A 25,229-nucleotide genomic window follows, 5' to 3' on the forward strand; every position below is an offset into this window, starting at 1 on the left:
ACCCGTCAAGACCACGTCGCCCGGATCCGGAGATCCCGGGCGAGGTGGTCGCGCTGTTCGGTGACCAGTCGGCACAGTGCGCCCGGTGCATCGACGTTCGCGGCGAGCCACGAATCCACCGAATCGACCGAATCGGACGCCGGGAAGAGCCCGAGGACGATCCGGCGGGCGATCTCGATGCTGCGCTGCGCCCACACCCCGCGGATCGCCGCGAAGTAGGCGTCGTCGTAGCCGGCGATCAGGTCGCGGCGCTCGCCCGCCCGGAATCCGGCGATGACGGCGTCGAGGTGGTCGTTGCTCAGCGCCGTGTCCTCGAGCGCCGACGTCCAGGCCCGCGCCTTGACCTCCGGGTCCGGGCGGGCGGCGAGCGCACGCAGTTGGGCGGTCCGCCCGGACGCGGTGTCGTCGCGCACCAGTTCGACGTCCAGCGTCTCCGGGTCGGCGTGCCCGGTCGCGGACAGCGCCGTCCACAGCGCCCAGCGCAGGTCCGGATCCAACCGGAGCCCGTCCGGGCCCGGCCGGCCGCCGTCGAGGATCGCACGGATGTCGGCCGCGTGGCGGTCGTCGACAACTGCTGCGGCCGCAGCCGCACGGGCCCATGCCAGCTGTCCACCCGATCCTGATTCGGCTTCCTGCATTGCCGTCCAGCAGGTTTCGAGCCACTCGCGCCGCCAGCGGTCCCGCGCCTCGGTGGGCAGGTAGTGGCCGATCGCGAACGACGCGTTCGCCAGGACCGCGGTCAGCAGCGCCATGTTCGGCTCGGACGGCGCGAACGCGCGTGCCATCGTCAGGTACCGCTCGGGGGCGAGTTCGCCGTCGCGGGTGGCGTTCCACAGCGCCGACCAGATGAGGCCCCTGGCCAGCGGGTCGACGACCCGGTCCAGCGAGCGCTCGACCGTCGCGAGCGAGCCGGCATCGAGACGCACCTTCGCGTACGTGAGGTCGCCGTCGTTGAGCAGCCGGAGCGCCGCGGGGGACAGGTCGACCGGTGTCCGCTCGGCGACCACGTCCAGCTCCACGCGATCACGTCGAACCAGGTCACCGGCGTCGTCGAAGTCGTAGAGCCCGACGGCCAGGCGGTGCGGCCTCGGATCGCTCTGCACGATCTCGTACCCGCGCACGTCGTCGCCGCCCTCGAGGGTGAGGGTGGAGACGCCGGTGGTCTGCAGCCACGCCTGCGCCCACGCGCCCAGGTCACGGCCCGAGGACGCCGACAACTCCGCGAGGAGGTCGGCGAGCGTGGTGTTGCCGAAGGCGTGCTCGCGGAAGTAGCGCCGCGCGCCCTCGAAGAACGCGTCGCGCCCGACATAGGCGACCAACTGCTTGAGGACGCTGGCGCCCTTCGCGTAGGTGATGCCGTCGAAGTTGAGCTTGGCGGCCTCGAGGTCGACGATGTCGGCGACGATCGGGTGCGTCGTCGGCAGCTGGTCCTGCGAGTACGCCCACGCCTTCCTCCGGTTCGCGAACGCGACCCACGCGTCGGTCCACTCGGTGGCCTCCACGCTCGCGAGGGCGCCCATGAAGTCGGCGAACGACTCCTTGAGCCACAGGTCGTCCCACCACACCATCGTCACCAGATCGCCGAACCACATGTGGGCCATCTCGTGCAGGATCGTGTTGGCCCGGCCCTCGTACTGCGCGGCCGTTGCGGCGCCGCGGAAGACGTAGGCCTCCGTGAACGTGACGCAGCCAGGATTCTCCATCGCGCCCAGGTTGTATTCGGGCACGAACACCTGGTCGTACTTGCCCCACGGATACGGATAGTCGAAGTGTTCGGCGAAGAAGTCCAGCCCCTGCTTCGTCACCTCGACGATCGCGTCGGCGTCGAGGTACTGCGCCAGCGACGCCCGGCACAGCACCCCGATCGGGACGGTGAGATCGTCTCGGCTCCAGATGGATTCGACCCGATGATACGGACCCGCGACGATCGCGGTGATGTACGTGGAGATGGGCAGTGTGGGGGAGAACTCGACGACCTGACGGGTGTCGTCGACGTGGTGGAGTGCCGCCGGGCGGTTGGACACCACCTCCCAACCCGCGGGGGCGGTGACGACAAACGTGAACGGCGCCTTCATGTCCGGCTGCTCGAAGCACGCGAAGACGCGTCGCGCGTCCGACGGCTCGTACTGTGTGTACAGGTAGGTCCGGCCGTCGACGGGGTCGTGGAATCGGTGCAGCCCCTCCCCGGACCGGCTGTACGCGCCGACCGCGCCGATCACCACGGTGTTCGATGCACGCAATCCACGCAGAGCGATACGGGCGCCGTCGAACTCGATGTCCACGGCTTCGCCGTTGACGGTCACCGATCGAACCTCGGGACCGAGGAAGTCGATCCACGTCTCGGACGTGCCGGAGTCGAACTCGACGGTCGTCGACGTCGCGAAGCCCGGCTCGGAATTGTCAGGCGCACCGGATATGTCGAGTTCGACGCGGTAGGAACGGACGGTCACGGCTGCCGAACGCGCGGCGGTCTCGGCACGGGTCAGGTTCGCAGTACTCACGCCCCGATCCTGCCAGCCGCGAGTAGAGTTCGACTCATCTCCGGGTAACCACACCGAACGGGGTTACGACATGTCAGGACGTTTCGAAGGAACGACCGTGATCGACCGTCCCATCGACGAGGTGTTCCAGTTCCTCGCCGCCGGCGTCAACGATCCGAAGTTCAGCCCTCGGGTGCAGAAGATCGAGCAGACGACCGACGGCCCGCCGGGCGTCGGCACCGTCTTCGTCAGCACGGTCAAGGACGCCGGGATGACCAGTCAGCGCGAGTTCGAACTGACCGAGTTCGAGCCGCCGCGACGACTGCGCTGGGCGGAGCGGTCCAAGAACTCCGTCACCGCGGTGGAGGGTGGATACGACCTCGAACCCAACGGAGGCGGGACGAAGCTGACGGTCTTCAACGTGCTGGAGGGGCACGGGATCGGCAAGCTCATCGCGCCCCTCGCGCTGCGGGCGGCACGAAAGGACGCTCCCGACTTCGCCTTACGGATCAAGTCCGCGATCGAGGGCTGATTCATCGATTCGCGCCGGAGCCTCGCCGCGTGGCCGGGCTCGATGCGGCCTTTCCGGGTAGCATCGGGCATTGCGACCCGATATGACGGAGAGGCACGATGAACGACGTCGTCAGAATCGAGATAGACCCGGAAACCGGCATCGGCACCATTGTGCTGGATCAGCCGGACCAACGGAATCCACTGTCCACCAACATGATGCGACAGGTCACCGCAGCACTGCGGGAGATGGCCGACGACGATACCGTCCGGGCGGTCGTGTTGAGTGCGGTCGGCCCGGCGTTTTCCGCCGGACACGACCTGTCCGAGATGATCGACCGCACCCTCGAGGACGAGCGGGAGGTCTTCGAGGTGTGCACGGCGATGATGGACACCGTGCAGGCGATTCCGCAGCCGGTGATCGCCGCGGTGCAGGGACCGGCGATCGCTGCCGGCTTCCAACTGGCCGCGTCGTGCGATCTGGTGGTGGCGTCGTCGAACGCGGTGTTCGGAACCCCGGGTGTGCGGATCGGGCTGTTCTGTTCCACCCCCATGGTTGCGCTCAGCCGATCGGTGGGCCGCAAGCGCGCGATGCAGATGCTGCTCACCGGCGAGACGATCGACGCCGACACCGCCGCCGACTGGGGCCTGGTGAACGTCGTGGTCGCACCCGACGAACTGCAGTCTCGGGTGCGGGACCTGGCCTCGAAGATCGCCGAATCCAGCCCGCTGACCCTCGCCATCGGCAAGCAGGCGTTCTACCGGCAGATCGACCTGCCGCAGGACGAGGCGTACGAACTGATGGCCGAGACGATGGCCACCAACGCGGTCACCTGCGACGCACAGGAGGGTATGAGCGCGTTTCTCGAGAAGCGAAAGCCGTTGTGGAAGGGCAAATGAGACGAATAGCCACGGCTTTTCGACACGCGGGGCCCACTTGACGCGCGCTGCGGCGATTCCCGTTCTAGCCTGAACTTCATCCGGGTTCCGTGAGAGAGAGGCACATCAATGGCATTGCCCACCTTGACCCCCGAACAGCGCGCTGCAGCACTGGAGAAGGCTGCCGCGTCCCGCAAGGCGCGGTCCGAACTGAGAGAAGATCTCAAGTCGGGCAAGCTCACCCTGGTGGAAGTTCTCGACAAGGCGGATACCGACGAACTCGTCGGTAAGACGAAGGTGCTCTACCTGCTCGAATCCCTGCCCAAGGTGGGGAAGATCAAGGCCCGCGACATCGCCGAGTCCGTCGGCATCGCCGAGACTCGACGTGTCTCCGGCCTGGGCGCCCGTCAGCGCGCCGACCTGATCGCCAAGCTCAGCTGACACAGTTCTCCGCGTCGGCCCGCACCCCACGGTGCGGGCCGACGCGGCTGTGGCAGGACTGAGCACGGACGGACTCAGCGCGCCAACAGCATTCGCGCAATGGCGACCTGTTCGTCCGCCAAGCGCCGTTCGCCGTGCTTGTACTGCGCCGCGACCAGCGCGTCGGGGATCTCGATCACCCCGCCGATCCTACGAACGTCGCGAGCCGGCCGGATTTCGTCCGATCTCAGTGCAGGCGGTCCGCCCAGTCCTCCGGTACCCGCTCGCGTGGTCCCGGAACCGTCTGTTCGCTCGGATGGCTCTGCGGCGGAGCCAGTTCCGGACCCTCGGCGAAGCCCTGCGTCCGGTAGTCCCAGAACCAGTCCTCACCGGGCTCGAAGCTCCGGATGATCGGGTGTCCGGACGCCGCCGCGTGCGCGCTCGCGTGCTGCGCGGGGGAGGAGTCGCAGCAGCCGACGTGCCCGCAGGCGGCGCAGCGGCGCAGGTGGAACCACCACCCGCCGGCCGCGTCGCACTCGGCGCAGCCCGTTCCACTGGGCGTCGCGGCGGGATCGATCTCCGGTGTCTCGGTCATGCGTCGTGCCTCCTCGGCCGGGTGTCGGCGTGTGGCCGACGTAGGCACCATTGTTCGCCGCGCCCGGCACCGCGTCGAGTGGATCGGACCGCGGATTTTGCTGGCACACCGCGCGACTGTCGGGATACGGTGCATTACAGACGTGGTTTCACCAGTGCCAGCATCGGGAGGACCCATGGGCCCCGAACGCCCCACCGGTTCCGCGACGAGCCGCGGCACCGCACCCGAACACGTCGACGTCCTCATCGTCGGCGCCGGGCTGTCGGGAATCGGCGTCGCCAGTCGGCTCCACCGGACGCATCCGGGACGCTCCTTCGCGATCCTCGAGGCCCGCGCCGTCTCCGGGGGCACGTGGGACCTGTTCCGGTATCCGGGCATCCGCTCCGACTCCGACGTCCAGACCTACGGGTACGACTTCAAGCCGTGGAAGGGCCGCAAGGCGCTCGCACCGGCCGCGGACATCCTCCGCTACATCCGCGACACCGCCCGCGAGTACGACGTCGAACGCCATATCCGCTACAACCACAAGGTGATCCGCGCCGACTGGTCGTCAGCGGACGCCCGCTGGACGGTCACCGCGCGGCGCGGCGACACCGACGAGACCGTGACGGTCACGGCCGACTGGTTCTTCTGCGCCAGCGGCTACTACAACTACGACCGGGGCTACACACCGGTGTTTCCCGGTGCCGACCGGTTCACCGGCCGGATCGTGCATCCGCAGGCCTGGCCCGAAGACCTCGACTACGCCGGCAAGCGGGTGGTGGTGATCGGTTCCGGGGCCACCGCCGTCACCCTGATCCCGGCAATGGCCGACGCCACCGCGCACGTCACGATGCTGCAGCGCTCGCCGTCCTACGTCATCCCGCTCCCCGAAGAGGACACGGTGTCCAGCATGCTTCGCCGGGTGCTGGGAGACGAGCGGGGCTACCGGCTGGCCCGCAAGAAGAACACCATGCTGAACTTCCGGGTCTACAAGCTCGCCCGCCGCTTCCCCAAACAGGCGCGGGCGATCATCCGCCGGCTCAATGTCCGGCTCCTACCGTCCGGTTTCGACGTCGACACCCACTTCAACCCCACCTACGATCCGTGGTACCAGCGCCTGTGCGTCGTCCCCGGCGGCGACCTGTTCAAGACGATCTCCAGGGGCAAGGCTTCGGTGGTCACCGACACCATCGAGACGTTCACCGAGAACGGCATCGCGCTGGTGTCCGGGAAGCATCTCGACGCGGACATCATCATCACCGCAACCGGACTCGACCTGCTCATCCTCGGCGGCATCGAGATCCACCTGGACGGCGAACCGATCGACATCACGAAGCGGCTCACGTTCAAAGGCACGATGCTCTCGGACGTTCCCAATTTCTCGTTCGCCTTCGGCTACCTCAACGGGCCGTGGACACTCAAGCTCGATCTGGTCGCCGACTACCTGTGCCGACTGCTCGACGAGATGGATCGGCGGGGTGCCCAGATTGTCGTCGCGCACAATACGGAACCGGCCATCGAGACCCGGCCCCAGTTCGACTTCACGTCCGGGTATATCCAGCGGGGCCTGGACCTGTTTCCGCGGACCGGCACCAAGGAGCCGTGGGGCCTGCCGATGGACTACTACAAGGACGTCGTCGCGCTTCGGGACACCCCGATCGACGACGGCACCCTCACGTTCTCGCGGGTCGAGCCGACGCCGACGAGATCGGACGACGACCTCGTCAGCCCCGACTGACCCTCACCCTCAGTTGCTGTTACTGCTACTGGTGGTCGTGGTGCTCGACGGCATCCGGGCCCGGAGCCAGTCGACCAGGTCCGTCGCGCTACGGGTCTGCATCCAGACCCGACCCGGACCGGTGAACTCGGTGACGATGCCCTCGCCACCGAGAATCATCGACTTCCACCCACCGGCCTTGCGGATGCGGTACTGGACGGTCTCGTCGAACGCGACGACGTGACCGGAGTCGAGTGTCATCGTCTCCCCCGCCGCGAGCGTCACCGACCGGATGGCGCCGTAGCTGGACAGCAGGATCTCTCCGTTTCCGCTGCACCGCAACAGAACGAGCCCCGCGCCGCTGAAGAACCCCTTGCTGCCGCCCCATTTGGAGTCGACGTCGACGGTCGCGTCGGAGGCGAGCCAGCAGCCGGACTGGACGAGCAGCGCGGTCCCTTCGTCGACGGTGGTTTCGACCAGGTCGCCCGGGAGTGCGCCGGCGACGCCCACGACACCACCCCGTTCACTGCTGAAGTCGTTGACGAAGAAGCTCGAGCCGCCCAGGGAGCGGCGGAGTCCCTTCAGGAAGCCGCCCCGCGTCGATGTGGTGATCGCGATGTCACCCCGCATCATCGCCATCGCCCCGGCCTCGACGCGGACCGATCCACCGGCGGGGACACTGATCTCGGCGAACGCGAACGCGGGCCCACAACTTATCTCGGTCTTCATGGCTTCCTTCTCGAAAGGTAGAAAGTCGAATATCGGGCAGGGACGTCACGGTACCGGGGTTCGGCGGCCCGGAGCCGCCTTCGACACGGGAGATCCCGCACCCGGCGCGGTACGCTCGAGACGGCACCCGCGAGGACATGGGAGCGTCATGGTGGATACGGCGTCCGAGGCATCGTCCCGGCGACGCGAACGTGTGCACCGCCTCAAGGAATTCGCGCTACTGGCGGTCACCCTCACCGCGCTGATCGCCGGCGCGATCGCGTGGCTGCTCGGTGCCGACAACGTGGCCGACGGGTGTTGGATCGCCGGGACAGTAATCGCGATCGCGCCCGCTGCCTGGTGGGTGATCGACGCGCTCCGACGGGGGCGGATGGGCGTAGACCTACTCGCGGTGTTGTCCCTGATCGGCACGCTGCTGGTCGGCGAGTATCTCGCGGGCGCGCTGATCAGCGTCATGCTCGCGACGGGGCAGGCGCTCGATGCCGCCGCCGAACGCCGCGCCACGAAGGATCTGCGATCGCTGCTCGACCACGCGCCCCGCACCGCCCGCCGACGAACCGGCGACCACGTCGAGGCGATCCCACTCGACGACGTCCTCGCCGACGACAACCTGGTGGTCGGACCGGGGGAGGTGGTGCCCGTCGACGGGTGGATCACGTCCGGTTCCGCCGTGCTCGACGAATCCGTCCTCACCGGAGAACCGCTCGCCGTCGAGCGGCGTCGCGGCGAGGCGGTGCGGAGCGGAATCGTCAATGCAGGAACCGCTTTCGAGATGCAGGCGCACACGACCGCCGACCAGAGCACCTACGCCGGCATCGTCCGCCTGGCCCGCGACGCCGCCGCCGAGAGCGCCCCCGTCGTACGGGTGGCCGACCGCATCGCGGCCTGGTTCCTGCCGCTCGCGCTCGCAATCGCGGGTTCCGCCTGGCTGTTCAGCGGTTCGGCCACCCGCGCTGTCGCGGTGCTGGTGGTCGCGACGCCGTGTCCACTGCTACTGGCCGCGCCCGTCGCGATCGTCTCCGGACTGTCCCGAGCGTCCCGTCTGGGTGTGGTGATTCGCAGCGGCGGCGCCCTCGAGAACCTCGGACATGCCACGACACTGGTGATGGACAAGACCGGAACCCTTACCACCGGTCGCCCCACCGGCACGGACGTGCTCATCGCGCCCGGCGGCGATGCCACCGACGTGTTGCAACTGGCCGCGTCCGCCGACCAACTGTCACCGCACGTACTGGCCGACGCCATCGTGCAGGAAGCGAAGATGCGCGGGCTCGCACTGACATTGCCCACCGACGTGGCGGAGGAGGCCGGGACCGGCGTGAGCGCGACCGTCGACGGCCGACGGGTCACCGTCGGCACCCTCAGCTTGCCCGACGATGCACCGGCGTGGGCACGTGCCGCCCACAGTCGGGCCGTGCTCGACGGCGCAGCGGTTGCCTGGGTCACCGTCGACGGCGATCTCGCGGGCGCCGTCCTGCTGGTTGATCCCGTCCGCCGGGACGCGTCCCGCACCCTGCGGCGCCTGCGCTCGGCCGGACTGAACCGGCTCGTCATGCTCACCGGGGATCGGCGCGAACCCGCGGAGGAGATCGGCTCGGTCCTCGGTCTGGACGCCGTCCACGCCGAACAGACACCCGCCGACAAGGTGGCCGGGGTCCGGGCGGAGCGGGAATCGGCGGTGACCGTCATGGTCGGCGACGGCGTCAACGACGCCCCGGCCCTCGCGGCCGCCACCGTCGGCGTCGCGATGGGGGCGCGGGGCTCGACGGCAACGTCGGAGGCCGCGGACGTCGTGCTCACCACCGATCGACTCGACCGCCTGGCCGACGCGATGGCCATCGCCCGCCGCTCCCGGCGCATCGCCGTGCAGAGCGCGGCAGTGGGGATGGGGCTGTCGTTGGTGGCCATGGGATTTGCCGCGTTCGGATTCCTGCCGCCCGCGGCGGGTGCGCTGCTGCAGGAGGGTATCGACGTGGCCGTGATCCTCAACGCATTACGCGCGCTGCGGGGCGACCGGAACCAGGAGATTCTCCTTCCCGACGACACCGAGGCAATGCTGCACCGGTTCTCGGCCGAGCACGACGAACTGCGCGACCAGCTGGCCATCCTGCGCGACACGGCGCAACTGCTCGTCGGTGGCAACCTCGCGGCCGCATATCCCGCCCTGCGTCGGGTCGACACCTTCCTGTTCGGCACGCTGCTCCCGCACGAGCAGGCGGAGGACCGCGAACTGTACCCGGCGCTCGCCACCCCGCTGGGCACAGCAGAGGCGACCGCGACGATGAGCCGCATGCACGCCGAGATCGACCGGCTCGCGCGACGCCTGCGCACCCACCTCACCCGCGCCGATGCGGCCGGCCGGATCGACCCCGATCAGGTCGACGACCTCCTCGCCTGCCTGTACGGGCTGCACGCGCTGCTGCAGCTGCACTTCGTGCAGGAGGAGGAGAACTACTTCACTCTCGCGCCCGAATCGGATTCCGCGCCCCGGGACCGCTGAGGGGCGTCCCCGAGCGGGATCGCGCCAAACCCCCCTTCCGGGGCGGCCCCCGTCGGGGACCCACCCGGCACGGGGCAAATCCCCCTACGCCGTCGAACGAACCGGCACTAGCGTTCGAGTTGTCGCTCGGCCGGCCGGGCGGCGATACCGTGGCCCTCCGGACCCCCGACCTGGCGGACCACGGCCGGGCGGTGGCGTCGGATCCATCCCGATGCCACCGCCCGGGCCCAGAATCCGGGTCTCCGACACGCCAGCTCGAGGTTGCATCCCCGTCACCGGCTGGCTTACAGTGCACCTGCGCGCCCCTCACGGGGCTTCCTGCAACCCTGTCGATATCGGGTCTGCTTGTAGCGCTGTCACATTGATGCATGCGCGTGTGGCGATCGTTGCTCCCGTGCCGGGACCCGACGACGCCCGGCCCCTACGGTGCGCGCAGGCGTTATCCCACGAACCCGGCTCGGCCGATCCCGTCCGCTTCACGGCGGGTGTGCCGCGTCGCAGTGACCACCGGGTGGGCGGTCTGACCCCCGACTCAGGCAAGCCCGCCCGGTGGTCGCATCTACCGGTGGAACCCCACCGTTCCGGTGCCCCGGCCGGATCGCCTCGAGATGCCGGCTACGTGCCGTTCTGGTAAGGAACTGGGAGCGCTAGTTCAACAGAACAGAGGGGAAGTTCTTTGGGGTACTTCGATCGTCGCGTCGTGGCCGTGACGGGAGCCGGTTCGGGAATCGGTCGCGAATTGTCGACCAGGTTGGCCGACGGGGGTGCGGTGTTGGCCCTGTCCGGGGACGCCGAAGGTCCGTTGAAGGAGACTGCGGACCTGTGCGAACGGGCCGGGGCCCAGGTATCCGCGTCGGTTGTCGATGTCACCGATCGGGCCGCGGTCCACGCCTTCGCCGCCGAGACCGCGAGCCGCTTCGGTGGTGTCGACATCGTGATCAACAATGCCGGAATCCTCTACACCGGTGAGGTTCTGGCTTCGGACTACGCCGACATCGAGCGGGTGATGGACGTCGACTTCTGGGGCGTCGTCAACGGCACGAAGGAGTTCCTCCCGTACGTGGTCGAGTCGGACCGCGGTCATGTGGTGAATCTGTCCTCGGCATTCGGGTTGATGGCGGCGCCCGGGTACTCCGCCTACAACGCCGCGAAGTTCGCGGTCCGCGGGTTCACGGAGTCGCTGCGTCAGGAGATGGAACTCGGCGGCCATTCGGTGAAGGTGACGTGCGTGTACCCGGGTGGCGTCCGGACCGGCATCGCGCGGACCGCGAGCGCCGCCGCCGGGGTGGACGTTCGCGAGGTCGCCGACTCGTTCGATCGGCGAATCGCTCGCACCGACCCCGCCGAGGCCGCGCGCACGATTCTGCGGGGTGTCGAACAGGGGCGTGCGCGGGTGCTCGTCGGCCCGGACGCGAAGGTGGTGGACGCGGTGACCCGGATCCTGGGTCCGGCGTACCAGTGGTTGCTGCCGGCCGCGAAGCGTCGGGGGCTGCGGAAATGACCACGGATTGGCTGCTGATCAGCACCTTCGGCGGACAGGAGCCGTCACTGATCGGGGTGGGGTCGTCCCCGAAACCCTTCGTGCCGCTGGGCCGGCACTTCAAGGGCCGACGGAGCCAACCGAACAGGGCCCTCGACGACGTGCAGAACGCTCTGCTCGAGATCATGGCCGACCCCGAGCATCGGCGGATCGACCGGGAGTCGGAGGACGGCCGCAAACGCATCCTCGCGGAACCGCTGCTCAATTCCGAGTCCCGCCTCCACGGCGTCTACTTCTGGCGCGGAGACACCGACGAGGCACCACCGCCGCGGGACCCGGCGGGCGCGTGGCACTTCAATCTGACGGCCGGCAAGGCCAGCGGCAGCGACGACCTCTTCGACCTGTACGGCGTCGCACCCGAGGACCGTCGCAGCGAGGCCGCGCTGGCGGGCGCCTTCACCCGGCTGGTGACGAACCGCGACGAGGGCGAGGCGCTGGCCAAGATCGTGCAGTCGGAACCGGGCACTGAGCACCAGGCGGTGTGGAAGGTACGCCGCGACGACGACGAGGAACGCGCCGCACACTTCTCGTGCCGGATGCTCGAGGAGAAGCCTGATCCTGCCGGGGACCGGCGCGAGGTCATCCTTCGCGGGATCACCCACGACATCGGCCCGGCAGGCGAGGTCCCGGCCGCGCCGCCACCGGTCATCCTCGAGCATCGGGTGCTCGACGCCGTGCTGACGCCCGGCGAATACCTCGCCTACGTCGACCTGAAACGCCTCGCGCTCATCAAGTGGCGCAGCGAGCCGATGCCGGGGGTGGCCTGGGAAAATGCCGTCGGGGAGCCGGCGCCCGCCATGCATCCGTCCGATGTGCCGCTCGCGCGGAAGATGGCCAAGGATCTCGCCTACCGGAAGGTCGAAGGCATCCTGCGGTTCCGCGGACTCGACGGGGACTGGAAACCCCTGCACCTGTCGGTCGCACTGATGGCGTTCGACGAGTCCACCCACGGCGGACTCGTCACCGTCACGGAGGCGCCCACCCCGCAGAACCGAAATACGTCTTTCGGTCAGTGAAAGACCGGTCGTGGGCGACATCGGGGCCCGGCAACGTGGAAGGCATCCATGTGCTGCGACTGCGAGGAGCGACCGTGACGAGTCTGTTGAACAAGCCGGTGTGGGAATCCCGAATCTTCACCGGCGAATGGGTGGCCGGCGGCGGTGAGGACCGTGTCGTGGTCGAACCCGCGACCGGGAAGCAACTCACCACCGTCGGGACGGCCACCCCCGACGATGTCGCGGCGGCCGCCACCGGCGCCACGGCGGCACAGAAGGCCTGGGCCGCGCGTCCGTACACCGAGCGCGCGGCCGTCCTCCGTCGAGCCGGGCAGCTGTTCGAGCAGTACGCCGAGGAGATCGGCGAGTGGATCGTCCGCGAAGGCGGCAGCATCCGGGCGAAGGCCGAGACCGAGACGCACACCGCCGCTGAGGAGTGCTACAACGCGGCGGCGCTCGCGGCGCATCCCGTCGGCGAGGTGCTGCGCTCCGAGCAGCCGCGGCTGAGCTTCTCGCGCCGCGTCCCGGTGGGCACCGTCGGTGTCATCGCCCCGTTCAACTTCCCGCTGATCCTGTCGATCCGCGCCGTCGCGCCGGCACTCGCCCTGGGCAACTCGGTGATCCTCAAGCCGGACCCGCGCACCGCGATCTGCGGTGGCGTCGTCCTGGCCCGGATCTTCGAGGAGGCCGGGCTCCCGGCCGGTGTCCTCAGCATGCTGCCCGGTGGTGCGGACGCCGGCGAGGCGGTCGTGGTCCACCCCAGCGTGCGCGTCATCGCGTTCACCGGTTCGACGCGTGCCGGACGCGCGGTCGGTGAACTGGCGGGCCGCCACCTCAAGCGCGCCCACCTGGAACTCGGCGGCAACAATGCCCTCATCGTCATGGACGACGTCGACCTGGAGAAGGCCGTCTCGGTGGGCGCCTTCGGCTCGTACATGCATCAGGGACAGATCTGCATGGCCACCGGCCGACAGCTGGTGCACGAGAGCATCGTCGGTGACTACACCGCGCTGCTCGCCGAACACGCCGAGCGGCTGCCCGTCGGAGATCCGTTCACCGGCGAGGTGGCGATGGGGCCGATCATCGATGCGCGGCAACGTGATCAGATCCACGCCCTCGTGTCGGACAGCATCGCGGCCGGAGCACGGCTGGCGGCCGGCGGAACCTACGAGGACCTCTTCTACCGTCCGACGGTCCTCGCCGACACCCCGCGGACGGCGCCCGCCTTCGTCAACGAGGTCTTCGGCCCCGTCGCCCCCGTCACCTCCTTCGCGACCGTCGAAGAAGCCGTGTCCGTCGCCAACGACTCGGAATACGCACTGTCCCTGGGAATCCTGACCGGCGATGCGATGAAGGGCCTCGAGATCGCCCAGCAGATCCCAACCGGCCTGGTCCACATCAACGATCAGACGGTCGGCGACGAGGCCGTCGTCCCGTTCGGCGGACTCGCATCGTCCGGCAACGGCGGCCGCGTCGGCGGTATCGGCGCCAACCTCGACGCCTTCACCGAGACGCAGTGGGTGACGGCGCAGAGCGCGCTGCCGATCTACCCGTTCTGATCCGCCGAATCCGCAGGAGCACAACATGGTCAACACAGCTCGCGCCGCCATTGTCGACGGCATCGGTGAACCCTTCACGATCGGCGAGGTCACCCTCGCCGCGCCCCGGGCCGACGAGGTCCTGGTCCGGATCGTCGCCGCCGGGGTCTGCGGCACCGACCTGGGTGTCCAGGCCGGGCACATCCCCTTCCCGCTCCCCGGGGTGCTGGGACACGAGGGCGCCGGGATCGTCGAAGAGGTGGGCAGCGCGGTCACCAGCGTCAAGCCGGGCGACAAGGTGCTGCTGTCGTTCACCAGCTGCGGCGAATGCCGCAACTGCCGCACGGCACACCCCGCGTACTGCCAGGAGTTCCTGCCGCGCAACCTCGTCGGCGGACGGCGCGCCGACGGCAGCACCACGGTCCGGCGCGGCGACGAGGAGATCAACGGGCACTTCTTCGCCCAATCCTCTTTCTCCACATACGCGTTGGCCGACGAACGCGGCGTCACCAAGGTCTCCGATTCGGCGGACCTGGGTCTGCTGGCGCCGCTGGGTTGCGGAATCCAGACCGGCGCCGGGGCCGTACTCAACATCCTCACACCCGAACCCGGCTCCACTCTGGCCGTTTTCGGAGTGGGTGCGGTGGGAATGGCTGCCGTCATGGCGGCAGCCCTCACCGGCGCCGAGCGAATCGTCGCCGTCGACATCGTGCCGTCACGACTCGAGCTGGCCCGGGAACTGGGCGCGACGGACGTGATCAACTCGAAGGAGGCGGATCCGGCCGCCGAACTCGACCGGATCAGCGGGGGACTGGGCATCGACTACGCGATCGACGCCACCGGCAACGTGCGGGTGCTCGAGACCGCGATCAACTGCCTCGCGCCGCTGGGCACGGTGGCGGCCATCGGCGCCCCGGCGGCCGGCGCGACGGTCCCCGTCGACGTCAACTACCTGCTGAACGGTCGACGTTTCATCGGTGTCACCGAGGGTGATTCGGTGCCGCAGGTGTTTCTCCCCGCCCTGGTGAAGCTGATCGAGCAGGGACGCTTCCCGCTGGACAAGCTCGTCGAGTACTACCGGTTCGAGGACATCAACGACGCCGCGCAGGGCATCAGGGACGGAAGCGTGTTGAAGCCCGTGCTGCTGTTCGACTGAGCGTCCGGCGGGCGTGTCTGCCCGGAAAGATGATCCCTCCTCGAGAGGATCGTCCGGGGGCGGTCGGCAGCGGGTCGAGGCCGGGAACTCGGAGGGTGGAACATGCGGCGGATCGTCGGGCGCCTCGTCGGCTGGTCGGCGGTACTGGTCGCGATGGCCGGTGTGCTCGTGCTGGGGTCCGCGGGGTGGGTGGCGGTCGCCGCGTCCGGGCACATGTACGACGTCCGCGACGCGCCGGACGCGCCCGTCGTGATCGTCCTCGGCTCGCAGGTCCGGGACGGGAAACCGATGAAGTTCCTGGCCGGACGGCTCGACGCCGCCGTCCGACTGATGGAGGACGGCAGGGCCCGCGCCGTCCTTGTGTCCGGTGACGCGAACGGCCGCTCCGGCAACGAGATCGCGGCCATGACCGAGTACCTCGTGGACGCCGGCGTCGATCCCGCGCGGATCGTGGGCGACGGCTACGGCCTCGACACGTACGACACCTGCACGCGGGCGGTGCGGACGTACGGGGTGACGAAGGCACTCATCGTCAGCCAGGGCCTACACGTGTCCCGCGCGGTGGCGCTGTGCCGCGACGCCGGCATCGACACCGACGGTGTGGAGGCCGAGTGCGAATGCAACCGGCTCGCCGTCGTGCGGAACTACGCGCGGGAGTGGCTGGCGCGACCCAAGGCGGTGCTCGATCTGCTGTCGAGGCGGGACCCGGCGGTGGTGTCGCCGCCGGACGGTTCGCTCGCCACCGCAGTGGATCGGTGACCGCCCGGCACCGTCCGCGGTGTCCGGTGCGGCGGGACCCGATCTCACAAGGTCGCGACGCACATCCTCGGGTCGTCGCGGGAGACTCCACCGTCCGATGTCGCGCGGGCCCTGCAGCTCGGGCCGACCGAGCAGGTGCTCGTCGTCACGCGTCACCGCGTGATCGACACGCACCCTTCCGTGCTCCAGCATTCCTACATCCCCTGGAGCACGGGCATCTCCCCGGACGAACTGGTCGACGCGTCGCTCTATCAGGTTCTCGCACAACACGGTTACCCGGTCGCGTCGGCCAACGAGTCGATCACCGTCACCACGCTCGGTACCGCCGAAGCCGAACTGCTCGCCCGCCCGGAACACAGCCCGGCCATGCTCAGTCACCGAACGAACGTCACCGAGGACGGCACCCCCGTCCTGCACGACACCGCGTTGATCCCGTCCGACATCGCCGAACTCCACATCGACCGCGGTCCCCAACAGATCCGAGTGACGTACCGGATCAACGATCGGGGCGGCCGCACCGCTCGGTGAGCGGTGCGGCTCGCGCCCTACCCGGCGGGCCGGGGTGCCGGGGTGGTGGTGGTCGTCGTCGTCGGCTTGGTCGTGGTGGCGACCGTCGAGGACGTGGATGCGGCAGCGTCCGGGGAAGCGGCCGGCGACGGCGTCGGCGTCGTGGCGACCTCGGTCGACGAAGCCACGGCCGGCGACGTGGCGGGGACCGTCGTCTCCGTGGCGCTCTGCGCCGCGGACTCGGCGGGAACCGCGGACTCCGACGGGGAAGCGGTCGAAGTCTGCGGCACCGCTGAACCCGTCGGCTCGGCCGACGATTCTGTGGTGGTGGCCGCCAGCTCGGTGAGGGCGTCGGCCAGTTCGGTCGCGGTCGGCTTCGCCGCCGGGTCGACCGGCTTTCCGTTCTGCGCCTGCTTGGCCAGGTACGTCAGCCACGCGGCGGCGTACTCGGCGGACGTCAACGGCTTGCCGTTCGCGCCGTCGGCGTCGCGCCAGTAGTCGAAGTGGTGGCCGATGTCCGGGGCCAGGGTCATCTGGTACGGATCACTCAGGATCACCGGGATGGTGTTCTGGTTCGTCACGATCAGCCCGACGATCTCCTTGAACACCTTCTGCGGCAGGTACGCCAGCGGCGACATCTCGTCGGTGGAGATCGAGCTGACGTCCTTCGGGGTCTGCGTCGTCGACTCGCCCGGCACGTAGTCGGGGTCCGACACCTTCAGCAGGACGTCCAGGAAGGTCTCGTCGCTCTGCATCCAGTTCGGCTGCGACTGGATGTTCAGGAAGGCGTCGTATCCGATGCGGCCCAGAACGACTGCGATGTCCTGACCGGTGGCCGGCGTGAGGCCCTCGCCTTCGAGCCGATCGACGTTGATCTGCCTGCCCACGTTGACCACGAGCTGCAACAGCGAGATGTTCTGGGGTGCAGCGCAAGTGAAGTCGCCGTCGGAGCAGAAGGACGCGACCTTGCCGCCCAGCGCACCGAAGTCGTCGTCTCCGGTGTTCGGTAGGACACCCTGACCCGGCACCGGGGTCTTGCCGTTCTGGTACTTCGTGTCGAAGCCGTCCGGGTTGCCGAACGGGTTCTTCGCACCGGGGAACGGGCCCTGCCCCGCCCCGCGGCCCGCATCGGCGAAGATGACGACGCCGACGACGTTGGACGGGTCGACGATCCCGTAGCCCTGGTCGGCGTCGGGTTCCTGGTGACCGATGTTCATCGCGACCCGGCGAGCGACGTCGGCGCCCTCGCTGTATCCGACGATCGAGAACTTGGTGTCGGGGCACGACACACGGATGGCCCGCATCACCGATTCGGTGTTCGCCACACCGGCGGCGACGGCGTCGTCGTAGCTGGCCATGTTCGCGGGATAGGCGATGTACAGCGCGGCGTACGCGTCGCGATCCACGACGCCGTTCGGCGCGTTGATGACCTGGTCGATCCGTCCACTGCTGTAGTCGTCCGACAGGGCCGCGGGGAGCTCGTTTCCGTCGGGATCGACCAGCATCTTCGTGGTGCCCGCCACCGGGGTGTCGCTGCGGCCGGCGATCGAGACGGTCACCATGTCGCGGCACTCCGTCGTCGACGCTGTGAGCTGGGTGTCCACCGTGCTCGGTGGCGGGGACGACAACGCCCACGTGAGCGCGACGACGACCGCCACACCCAGCGCCGCCGGCGTCGTCACCCGCGCAGCCATTCGATGTCGCGCAAAGAATCCGCGAATTGTCATGTCAACTCCCCTATCCCGACCTCACCAAGACACATGCAGGTCGACCCCCCCGAACCGCACGTCACGTCATGACAGACGTCGGTCTCCGGGGCGGAGACGTTACAGCGCGGACCGGCCGCCACCCGACCGTCCGGTCACCAGGATCGGATTTACCGCGGTTCGGTCGGTTGGCTACCTTTGTCTCGATCGCCTCGGCAGCGAGGCCGCGGCGGCGTCCGGGGGAGGGACACAGCCATGCACGGCGCAACCAGGAATCCGAATGCTCGTCGACCGTTCCCGGGAGGGGGCCCGACGACGGCTGCCCTCGCCTTCCTCGCGCTGGCGGCCGCGGTGCTCTTGTTCACCCTGGTCGACCCGAGGGAGCCCATGATCGGCATCCTGGCCGGCGGCGCCGACCTGGATGTCTACCGTGACGGCGCGCGGCATGTCATGGAGGGTCTGCCGCTCTACACCGAACCGGTGATCCACGGCCTGCTCTACACCTACACGCCGTTCTCGACGCTGATGTTCATCCCGTTCGGGTTCCTTCCGGGCGGCATCGACAAGTACATCTGGATGGGCGCCAACCTGCTCCTGCTGGTGGCGATCGTCGCGTTGTGCTGGCGGATGCTGGGATACCTCGTCACCCGCCGCGTCATCGCCGTCTCGGCACTGCTGGCGGTGGCCTGCGCGTTCCTCGAACCGGTCCGCACGACGCTGTTCTACGGCCAGATCAACCTGGTCCTGATGGCACTGGTGCTGTGGGACGTCTCGCGCGGCGAGACCAGCAAGCTCAAGGGCGTCGGTGTCGGTATCGCCGCCGGGATCAAGCTGACGCCGGCGTACTTCGTCCTCTACTACCTGGTGCTGCGCCGGTGGCGGGCCGCAGCGGTCGCGGCGGCCACCTTCGTCGCGACCGTCGTCGGAAGCTGGGTCGTGCTCCCGAAGGACTCGTGGCAGTACTGGGCCGAGACGTTCTTCGATTCCACGCGCATCGCGGACGACTCGCATCCCGCCAACCAGTCGTTGCGCGGCGCGATCACGCGCCTGGCCGGGGGACCGGTGCCCACGTGGGTGTGGCTGCTGTGCGCCGCGGCCGTCGTCGCCGTCAGCATGTGGGTGGTGGTCCGACTCCATCGCGGCGGCGAGCGCCTCCTCGCGGTCACCGTCGCCGGACTGACCGCGGCGGTGGTCTCCCCGTTCACCTGGAGCCACCACTGGGTGTGGTTCGTGCCGCTGATGGTCTACCTCGTGCACCGGGCCCTGACGAACGCGTGGTGGTGGGCGAGCGTGATCGCGCTGTTCGGTATCGCCGGATCGTGGGCCTACCGCTTCCCCGACGACACCGTGGTCGTCGGGCTGTACCTGTTCCCGCCCAAGTGGATCGCCTGGGACATCGTCGTGAACATGTACGTGCTGATCTACGCGGCCGTCCTGATCGGCGCGGCGGTCGTCGCGTTCCGCGGCAGTGCCCCGACCCCGCCGGATCGCACGCTTGCCGAGACGCCGACGCCGGACAACACGACGAACTCGCCTGATCCTGAGCCGGTTTCGTAGCGGCGAGCCCAGCGCTCAGCCGTCGAGGGTGATCACCTTCCCGAGCTTCGTGAGATCGGCGGGCTCACCGCTCGTGCCGCTGTCCATACCTTCGCCGGTCTGCGCATCGACGATCAGCATCAACACCCCAGTCACCGTCGGGGGCAGATCGACACCGCTCGGACGGTGCTGCCAGGCTGTCGAGAACGTGCCGTGGGCCTGGATCATGTAAGCGGCTGTATCGTCGAAGCCTTCGGCACCGACGAGTCCGTTGGCCGCGGATCTGGTCGTCAGGACGGCCTCGATTCGCGTCGGATCGTTCTCGCCGAGTCGTGAGGCGGCACCGGTGGCAATCGCGCGCAGTTGATCGTCACTGATCGTCGTCCGCGCCTGTGCGGTCGACGGCGGAGCCAGGGACGTGGACAAAGTTGCGACAGCCGACGAGTCGGCGCTGCAGCCTGCCAGCACCAGGGCCGACACGGCAGCCGTTGCGATCGACAGTGTGCATCTGAGGCGGTGCCTTCGATCGGTACGCATGGGGACGAGCGTATCGGCGCTGCAAGGGAGTCTGGACAAATTGAGAAGAAGGCATTCTCGATAACTGACCGCTGATCCGCTCACTCATGTCGGCCGGGAAGCGCCGCCGCCTTGTCCAGCAGGATCTTTCGCTCGCGCTCGTTGCCGGTCAGTTCGGCGGCCGCCTCGAACTCGATGCGCGCCTCCCGGTTCCGGCCGAGCCTGGCGAGGAGTTCGCCGCGCGTCGCGGGCAGCAGCCGATAGCCGGCGAGCCGCCCGCCGTCGACCAGATCGTCGATGATCCGCAGCGCCGCAGCGGGGCCCGACGCCATCGAGACCGCCGCCGCGCGATTGAGGTCGACCACGGGCGACGGTGCCAGACGGCCGAGCGCCTCGTAGAGGAGAACGATCCGGTCCCAGTCGGTGTCGTCGACGGACGGTGCGACGGCGTGACACTCGGCGATCGCCGCCTGCAACGCGTAGGCGCCGCGGCCGCGTCCGATCGCGTCGGCCCGGGCGAGCGCGGCGCGGCCCCGGATGATGGCGCCGTGGTCCCACCGGCGACGATCCTGGTCGGCGAGCAGCACCGGGTCGCCGTCGGCATCGAGCCGCGCCGGGAAGCGCGCCGCCGTCAGCTCCATGAGCGCCACCAGCCCGTGCACGTCCGGCTCGTGCGGGAGGAGCTCGGCCAGAACGCGTCCGAGGCGGACGGCCTCGCGGCTGAGCTCCGGACGCATCCACTCGTCACCCGCGCTCGACGCGTGCCCCTCGTTGAACACGAGATACAGCACACCGAGGACGGCGCCGAGCCGGTCACCGAACTCGGACCGCGGCGGCACCTCGAACGGCACCTTGGCGGCGGCGAGCGTCTTCTTCGCGCGGACGATCCGCTGCTGCACGGCGGCGGTCGACGCGAGGAACGCGCGCGCGATCTCCTCGCTCGACAGGCCGCCGACGACCTTGAGGGTCAGCGCAACCTGCGCCTCCCGCGACAGCACCGGATGGCACGACACGAACAGCAGCCGGAGCACGTCGTCGTCGATCCGGTCCGGATCCCACGGCAGCTCGTCCGATGTCGCGGCGGTTTCCTCGGTCTCGAGGTTGCGTGCGATGGTGGCGAGGCGGTCGTCGTAGCGCTCCTGGCGCCGCCAACCGTCGATCGCCTTGCGTTTCGCGACGGTGGTGAGCCACGCCCCGGGATTGGCCGGAACACCGGTCTGTGGCCACTGCGCGAGCGCGTCGACGAGGGCCTCCTGCGCGAGATCCTCGGCCAGGCCGAAATCGCCGACGGTACGAATGAGCGTGGCGACGATGCGCGCCGACTCGATGCGCCACACGGCCGCGACGGAGCGCCGCGCGGACTCGATCGGGTCCGGGCGGTGCTCCGTCGGCGTGGCGGGCATCCGGCTACGCGTTGCGGTTCTCGAGTTCCTCACGCCAGCCGTCTTCCTTCTGGATCCACTCGTTGTCCTGCGGGAAGTCCTCGGGCCCGGTCACCCGGCGCACCTCGATCTTCGCCCCCGGACCCAGCGGAACCCGCTTGGCCCACTCGGCCGCCTCCTCCTTGGACGCGACCTCGAGGATCCAGAACCCGTTGAACAGTTCCTTGGTCTCCCCGTAGGGACCGTCGGTGACGAGCGGGGTGTCACCGGAGAAGTCGACGACGAACCCCTCCTCGGCGTCGGACAGGCCCTCCCCGGCCAGCAGCACGCCCGCCTTCATCAGGGCCTCGTTGAACTTGCCCATCTGCTCGATGACCTGCTCGAACGGAACTTCCTTGTATGCCTCGACAGCCTCGTCGGTGGCGCGCATGATCAGCATGTACTTCATCGGTTCGCTCCTTTGTCGGGGTCGCGTTTCGACCCTCTCATCCAGGACGTCGAACGGGAAGACGCCAGATCGACAAGGTCCGCGAATCAATTTTCGGAAGGCTGTTCGGCGAGCGTGACATACATCAGCTCGGCGCGAAGGGCCGCGCGAGCCGCCACACCCACAGCGCCGCGACGCATGCGAACACCAGGAGCGGCGGCACGAGCCACGTCACCCAGTACATCGCGGTCGGCCCGGGTTCACCCGGACGTCGTTGGTTCGTCGGCACCGGCGACAGTTCGGGGACGTCGAGCGCATGCTGCAGCGCGACCACCGCCGGTCCGAGGCAGAAGAACGCCACACACGCCCCCACCAGCAGGCCCAACGGGACACCGATCCCGAACGCGAGATCCCAGGCAGTATCCGGTTCGGATCGCTCGTCGTCATCGGGGTCGGGGCCGGTGCGGGGTTGCTCTCGCCCGTCGGACATGTAGGCAGTGTTCCACCGTCGATCGGGGTTCGTTACCGATCCGAAGGACCGGATCGGCTATCCGCGCGCGATCCGGAACCCGACGTCGTCGATGCGGTACGTGGGGTGGCTGCGCCGCCGCACCGACGCCCGGCAACTCCAGTGCGCGTCCGCCCACCCGCCGCCGCGCAGCACCCGATAGCTGCCGTACACCTCCGGATCGTAGAGATCCCAGCACCACTCCCAGACGTTGCCGAGCATGTCGTGCAGACCCCATCCGTTCGGCAGCTTTCCGCACACGTCGTGCGGGCGCCCGTCGGAGTTGTCGCCGTACCAGGCGATCTCGTCCAGCGGCCCGTACCGCGGTCCGCTCGTTCCGGCCCGGCAGGCGCGCTCCCATTCGGCCTCGGTCGGCAGCCGATAGCCGTCGGACGCGGCGTCCCACCCGACGTGGTCGCCGGCGACCCGGTAGGCGGCGGTGAGGCCGGCGCGCGCGGAAAGCTTGTTGCAGAACAGGATCGCGTCGAACCACGACACGCCCTCCACCGGGCGACGGGGATTCCGCGACGCGCCCGGCCACTCGCCGGTGACGTCGGCGTACTCGGCCTGTGTCACCGCGCCGACCCCGATCTCGAAGCCCCCCACCTCTACACACCAACTGCTACTCGTCCGCCGATCCGACAGTGTCACCTGGCCTGCCGGTACCGCGGCCAGCTCGGGAAAAGCTAACGGCTCCATGGTTGATCGACACTACCGATTTCCTTCGACCTCAGGTCGGACTACCGTGCGCACGATCGACCGAGCGGGACCGCCACCACGATCGTCGAGCCGACCCCGGCGGGCGACAGATTGGCAATGGCACGGAACTGCGCTAAAGTGCTCTGCCATGTATGTCCAGCCAGCCAAGAAGGCCCGTGAGCGGCTGCATGCGGGCTTGGTCTGGATCGAGAGAAGCTAGGCTCCTCCTCCGCCGCCTACAGGTTCGGCTTCCGTCCACGGGTTCAGCTTCGTGGACGTGATATTCCGCGAATCTATCGTTCACATCAGGATCAATCCTGATGTGCCATCTCTTTCATCGACTACACGCGCAGTTTTCGAGTCGGGCCCGAGGCCATTTCCATTCGGGTCGGCCGGATTCGCAGTTTCGGACTCGAAACGATGCCTGTGGAGTCGATCCGCTCTGTCTAATTTTTGATTATTGGGAGAACACTTGTGATTACCGCTTCCGACCTCGAAGTTCGTGCCGGTGTGCGGACGCTGTTGTCTGCCCCGGGTTCGGCGTTGCGTGTGCAGGCCGGGGACCGGATCGGTCTGGTGGGGCGTAACGGTGCCGGGAAGACGACCACGCTGCGCATCCTGGCGGGGGAGGGCGAGCCCTATGCGGGCGCGGTGATCCGCAGCGGCGAGTTGGGGTATCTGCCGCAGGACCCGAAGGAGGGCAACCTCGACGTCCTCGCGAAGGACCGGGTGCTGTCGGCGCGGGGTCTCGACGAGATCATGCGCAAGATGGAGAAGCAGCAGGCGATCATGGCCGAGGCCGTCGACGACGTTGCCCGCGACAAGGCCGTGCGCAAGTACGGCTCGCTCGAGGACCGGTTCTCCGCCCTCGGCGGGTATGTCGCCGAGTCCGAGGCGGCCCGGATCTGCAACAGCCTGGGCCTGGCCGATCGGGTCCTCGAGCAGCCGCTGAAGACCCTCTCCGGTGGTCAGCGTCGCCGGGTGGAGCTGGCGCGGATCCTGTTCGCCGCCTCGGACGGTTCGGGCGGCAAGTCGAACACCACGCTGCTGCTCGACGAGCCCACCAACCACCTCGACGCCGACTCGATCACGTGGTTGCGCGGGTTCCTGCAGAACCACGACGGCGGCCTGATCGTGATCAGTCACGACGTGGACCTGCTCAACGACGTCGTGAACCGGGTGTGGTTCCTCGACGCCGTGCGCGGCGAGGCCGACATCTACAACATGGGCTGGAAGAAGTACCTCGACGCCCGCGCCACCGACGAGCAGCGCCGCCGACGCGAACGCGCCAACGCCGAGAAGAAGGCCGGTGCGCTGCGTGCCCAGGCCGCCAAGCTCGGCGCGAAGGCGACCAAGGCGACCGCCGCACAGAACATGGCCAAGCGCGCCGACAAGCTGATCAACGATCTCGACGACGTCCGGGTCGCCGACAGGGTCGCCCACATCCGGTTCCCCGAGCCCGCCCCCTGCGGCAAGACCCCGCTCATGGCGAAGGACCTGACCAAGGTCTACGGGTCGCTGGAGATCTTCACCGGTGTCGACCTCGCGATCGACCGCGGCTCCCGCGTGGTGATCCTCGGACTCAACGGTACGGGCAAGACGACGCTGCTGCGGCTGCTCGGTGGTGTCGAGACCCCCGACCTCGGCGAGCTGGTGCCCGGGCACGGCCTGAAGATCGGTTACTTCGCGCAGGAACACGACACCCTCGACGACGACGCCAGCGTGTGGGAGAACATCCGGCACGCCGCCCCCGACGCCGGGGAGCAGGACCTACGCGGTCTGCTGGGGGCGTTCATGTTCACCGGCCCGCAGCTCGAGCAGCCGGCGGGCACCCTGTCCGGTGGTGAGAAGACGCGTCTGGCGCTGGCCGGGCTGGTGTCGTCGGCGGCGAACGTGCTGCTGCTCGACGAGCCGACCAACAACCTCGACCCGATCTCGCGCGAGCAGGTCCTCGACGCGCTCCGCAGCTACAAGGGTGCCGTCGTCCTGGTCACCCACGATCCGGGCGCCGCCGAGGCGCTCAACCCGGAGCGGGTCATCCTGCTGCCCGACGGCACCGAGGACCACTGGTCCCCGGAGTACCTCGACCTGATCCAGCTCGCCTGATCCGCAACGAAGGATCGATCTGGAAGGGCTGTACGCCAGGCA

Annotated in this window: 21 protein-coding genes and 1 pseudogene; 13 read left to right on the forward strand and 9 right to left on the reverse strand. The window is 68.8% G+C overall.

Annotation, left to right across the window (positions count from 1 at the left end; translation table 11 throughout):
* Positions 1-5: 5 nt before the first annotated feature.
* Entirely contained in the window at positions 6-2,501 is a 2,496-nt protein-coding gene (gene pepN, locus J2X34_RS11130; protein WP_429517217.1) for an aminopeptidase N, read from the reverse strand.
* 70 nt (positions 2,502-2,571) lie between these two features.
* Here pepN and J2X34_RS11135 point away from each other — a divergent pair, with 70 nt between their 5' ends.
* From J2X34_RS11135 to mihF, 3 genes are all read left to right on the forward strand, one after another.
* Positions 2,572-3,012, forward strand: a complete 441-nt coding sequence (locus J2X34_RS11135) for an SRPBCC family protein (protein ID WP_114724529.1) — start codon at positions 2,572-2,574, stop codon at positions 3,010-3,012.
* 98 nt (positions 3,013-3,110) lie between these two features.
* The gene (locus J2X34_RS11140; protein ID WP_429517219.1) at positions 3,111-3,890 is read left to right on the forward strand and encodes an enoyl-CoA hydratase; all 780 of its coding nucleotides are present in this window, start codon (positions 3,111-3,113) and stop codon (positions 3,888-3,890) included.
* Positions 3,891-3,998: 108 nt separating this feature from the next.
* Complete coding sequence (mihF, locus tag J2X34_RS11145; protein WP_114724527.1) at positions 3,999-4,310, forward strand: integration host factor, actinobacterial type; 312 nt, start codon at positions 3,999-4,001, stop codon at positions 4,308-4,310.
* Positions 4,311-4,536: 226 nt separating this feature from the next.
* Here mihF and J2X34_RS11150 read toward each other — a convergent pair whose 3' ends face one another.
* Positions 4,537-4,884, reverse strand: coding sequence for a UBP-type zinc finger domain-containing protein (locus J2X34_RS11150; protein ID WP_114724544.1), 348 nt, complete (start codon positions 4,882-4,884; stop codon positions 4,537-4,539).
* 175 nt (positions 4,885-5,059) lie between these two features.
* On the opposite strand from J2X34_RS11150, the gene J2X34_RS11155 reads away from it, so the two are divergent.
* A complete protein-coding gene (locus tag J2X34_RS11155; protein ID WP_429517222.1) occupies positions 5,060-6,604 on the forward strand; it encodes a flavin-containing monooxygenase in 1,545 nt (514 codons plus the stop codon).
* 9 nt (positions 6,605-6,613) lie between these two features.
* Here J2X34_RS11155 and J2X34_RS11160 read toward each other — a convergent pair whose 3' ends face one another.
* Positions 6,614-7,312 carry a TIGR00266 family protein gene (locus J2X34_RS11160; RefSeq protein ID WP_114724525.1) on the reverse strand — a complete coding sequence of 233 codons (699 nt, stop codon included), beginning with the start codon at positions 7,310-7,312 and terminating at the stop codon, positions 6,614-6,616.
* A gap of 148 nt (positions 7,313-7,460) precedes the next feature.
* On the opposite strand from J2X34_RS11160, the gene J2X34_RS11165 reads away from it, so the two are divergent.
* The 7 genes and pseudogenes from J2X34_RS11165 to J2X34_RS11195 all read left to right on the forward strand — a co-directional run.
* On the forward strand, positions 7,461-9,812 hold the full coding sequence (locus J2X34_RS11165) for a heavy metal translocating P-type ATPase (RefSeq protein ID WP_429517224.1): 2,352 nt from the start codon (positions 7,461-7,463) through the stop codon (positions 9,810-9,812).
* 676 nt (positions 9,813-10,488) lie between these two features.
* Positions 10,489-11,313, forward strand: a complete 825-nt coding sequence (locus J2X34_RS11170; RefSeq protein WP_429517226.1) for an SDR family NAD(P)-dependent oxidoreductase — start codon at positions 10,489-10,491, stop codon at positions 11,311-11,313.
* The gene (locus J2X34_RS11175; protein WP_429517228.1) at positions 11,310-12,368 is read left to right on the forward strand and encodes a GAF domain-containing protein; all 1,059 of its coding nucleotides are present in this window, start codon (positions 11,310-11,312) and stop codon (positions 12,366-12,368) included. Before J2X34_RS11170 ends, J2X34_RS11175 begins: the two co-directional genes overlap by 4 nt.
* A 74-nt stretch (positions 12,369-12,442) precedes the next feature.
* Positions 12,443-13,906 carry an aldehyde dehydrogenase family protein gene (locus J2X34_RS11180; RefSeq protein WP_114724543.1) on the forward strand — a complete coding sequence of 488 codons (1,464 nt, stop codon included), beginning with the start codon at positions 12,443-12,445 and terminating at the stop codon, positions 13,904-13,906.
* A 25-nt stretch (positions 13,907-13,931) separates the two neighbouring features.
* Positions 13,932-15,041: an NAD(P)-dependent alcohol dehydrogenase gene (locus tag J2X34_RS11185; protein ID WP_429517230.1), complete on the forward strand. Its 1,110-nt coding sequence runs from the start codon at positions 13,932-13,934 to the stop codon at positions 15,039-15,041.
* A 102-nt stretch (positions 15,042-15,143) separates the two neighbouring features.
* Positions 15,144-15,800: a SanA/YdcF family protein gene (locus J2X34_RS11190; protein WP_429517232.1), complete on the forward strand. Its 657-nt coding sequence runs from the start codon at positions 15,144-15,146 to the stop codon at positions 15,798-15,800.
* A gap of 51 nt (positions 15,801-15,851) precedes the next feature.
* A pseudogene (locus J2X34_RS11195) lies at positions 15,852-16,328 on the forward strand (GntR family transcriptional regulator); the annotation flags it as partial.
* A gap of 17 nt (positions 16,329-16,345) precedes the next feature.
* On the opposite strand, the gene J2X34_RS11200 reads toward J2X34_RS11195, so the two are convergent.
* Positions 16,346-18,034 (reverse strand): cutinase family protein, encoded by a 1,689-nt coding sequence (locus J2X34_RS11200; protein ID WP_114724518.1) that lies wholly within the window; start codon positions 18,032-18,034, stop codon positions 16,346-16,348.
* Between the two features lie 234 nt (positions 18,035-18,268).
* Here J2X34_RS11200 and J2X34_RS11205 point away from each other — a divergent pair, with 234 nt between their 5' ends.
* Positions 18,269-19,570 carry a glycosyltransferase 87 family protein gene (locus J2X34_RS11205; protein WP_429517235.1) on the forward strand — a complete coding sequence of 434 codons (1,302 nt, stop codon included), beginning with the start codon at positions 18,269-18,271 and terminating at the stop codon, positions 19,568-19,570.
* 15 nt (positions 19,571-19,585) lie between these two features.
* Here the strand turns inward: J2X34_RS11205 and J2X34_RS11210 are convergent, their stop codons facing one another.
* The 5 genes from J2X34_RS11210 to J2X34_RS11230 form a co-directional block, all read right to left on the reverse strand.
* Positions 19,586-20,086 carry a hypothetical protein gene (locus J2X34_RS11210; protein ID WP_429517236.1) on the reverse strand — a complete coding sequence of 167 codons (501 nt, stop codon included), beginning with the start codon at positions 20,084-20,086 and terminating at the stop codon, positions 19,586-19,588.
* An 80-nt stretch (positions 20,087-20,166) separates the two neighbouring features.
* A complete protein-coding gene (locus J2X34_RS11215) occupies positions 20,167-21,468 on the reverse strand; it encodes an RNA polymerase sigma factor (RefSeq protein ID WP_429517572.1) in 1,302 nt (433 codons plus the stop codon).
* Between the two features lie 4 nt (positions 21,469-21,472).
* Positions 21,473-21,895, reverse strand: a complete 423-nt coding sequence (locus J2X34_RS11220; protein ID WP_114724515.1) for a YciI family protein — start codon at positions 21,893-21,895, stop codon at positions 21,473-21,475.
* A gap of 124 nt (positions 21,896-22,019) precedes the next feature.
* A complete protein-coding gene (locus J2X34_RS11225; RefSeq protein ID WP_429517237.1) occupies positions 22,020-22,364 on the reverse strand; it encodes a hypothetical protein in 345 nt (114 codons plus the stop codon).
* 57 nt (positions 22,365-22,421) lie between these two features.
* Positions 22,422-23,057 carry a formylglycine-generating enzyme family protein gene (locus J2X34_RS11230; protein ID WP_429517574.1) on the reverse strand — a complete coding sequence of 212 codons (636 nt, stop codon included), beginning with the start codon at positions 23,055-23,057 and terminating at the stop codon, positions 22,422-22,424.
* 498 nt (positions 23,058-23,555) lie between these two features.
* Here J2X34_RS11230 and J2X34_RS11235 point away from each other — a divergent pair, with 498 nt between their 5' ends.
* Positions 23,556-25,187, forward strand: coding sequence for an ABC-F family ATP-binding cassette domain-containing protein (locus tag J2X34_RS11235; RefSeq protein ID WP_429517239.1), 1,632 nt, complete (start codon positions 23,556-23,558; stop codon positions 25,185-25,187).
* The last annotated feature ends 42 nt before the right edge of the window (positions 25,188-25,229 follow it).

It is taken from the genome of Rhodococcus sp. BE178, from assembly GCF_050433545.1.
In the GTDB taxonomy this organism is placed as follows: Bacteria; Actinomycetota; Actinomycetes; order Mycobacteriales; family Mycobacteriaceae; genus Prescottella.

Coding starts and splice junctions, on each gene's coding strand:
- J2X34_RS11135 (WP_114724529.1), top strand. CDS start 2,572: ATGTCAGGACGTTTCGAAGGAACGACCGTGATCGACCGTCCCATCGAC.
- J2X34_RS11140 (WP_429517219.1), top strand. CDS start 3,111: ATGAACGACGTCGTCAGAATCGAGATAGACCCGGAAACCGGCATCGGC.
- mihF (WP_114724527.1), top strand. CDS start 3,999: ATGGCATTGCCCACCTTGACCCCCGAACAGCGCGCTGCAGCACTGGAG.
- J2X34_RS11150 (WP_114724544.1), bottom strand. CDS start 4,884: ATGACCGAGACACCGGAGATCGATCCCGCCGCGACGCCCAGTGGAACG.
- J2X34_RS11155 (WP_429517222.1), top strand. CDS start 5,060: ATGGGCCCCGAACGCCCCACCGGTTCCGCGACGAGCCGCGGCACCGCA.
- J2X34_RS11160 (WP_114724525.1), bottom strand. CDS start 7,312: ATGAAGACCGAGATAAGTTGTGGGCCCGCGTTCGCGTTCGCCGAGATC.
- J2X34_RS11165 (WP_429517224.1), top strand. CDS start 7,461: ATGGTGGATACGGCGTCCGAGGCATCGTCCCGGCGACGCGAACGTGTG.
- J2X34_RS11175 (WP_429517228.1), top strand. CDS start 11,310: ATGACCACGGATTGGCTGCTGATCAGCACCTTCGGCGGACAGGAGCCG.
- J2X34_RS11185 (WP_429517230.1), top strand. CDS start 13,932: ATGGTCAACACAGCTCGCGCCGCCATTGTCGACGGCATCGGTGAACCC.
- J2X34_RS11190 (WP_429517232.1), top strand. CDS start 15,144: ATGCGGCGGATCGTCGGGCGCCTCGTCGGCTGGTCGGCGGTACTGGTC.
- J2X34_RS11200 (WP_114724518.1), bottom strand. CDS start 18,034: ATGACAATTCGCGGATTCTTTGCGCGACATCGAATGGCTGCGCGGGTG.
- J2X34_RS11205 (WP_429517235.1), top strand. CDS start 18,269: ATGCACGGCGCAACCAGGAATCCGAATGCTCGTCGACCGTTCCCGGGA.
- J2X34_RS11210 (WP_429517236.1), bottom strand. CDS start 20,086: ATGCGTACCGATCGAAGGCACCGCCTCAGATGCACACTGTCGATCGCA.
- J2X34_RS11215 (WP_429517572.1), bottom strand. CDS start 21,468: ATGCCCGCCACGCCGACGGAGCACCGCCCGGACCCGATCGAGTCCGCG.
- J2X34_RS11220 (WP_114724515.1), bottom strand. CDS start 21,895: ATGAAGTACATGCTGATCATGCGCGCCACCGACGAGGCTGTCGAGGCA.
- J2X34_RS11225 (WP_429517237.1), bottom strand. CDS start 22,364: ATGTCCGACGGGCGAGAGCAACCCCGCACCGGCCCCGACCCCGATGAC.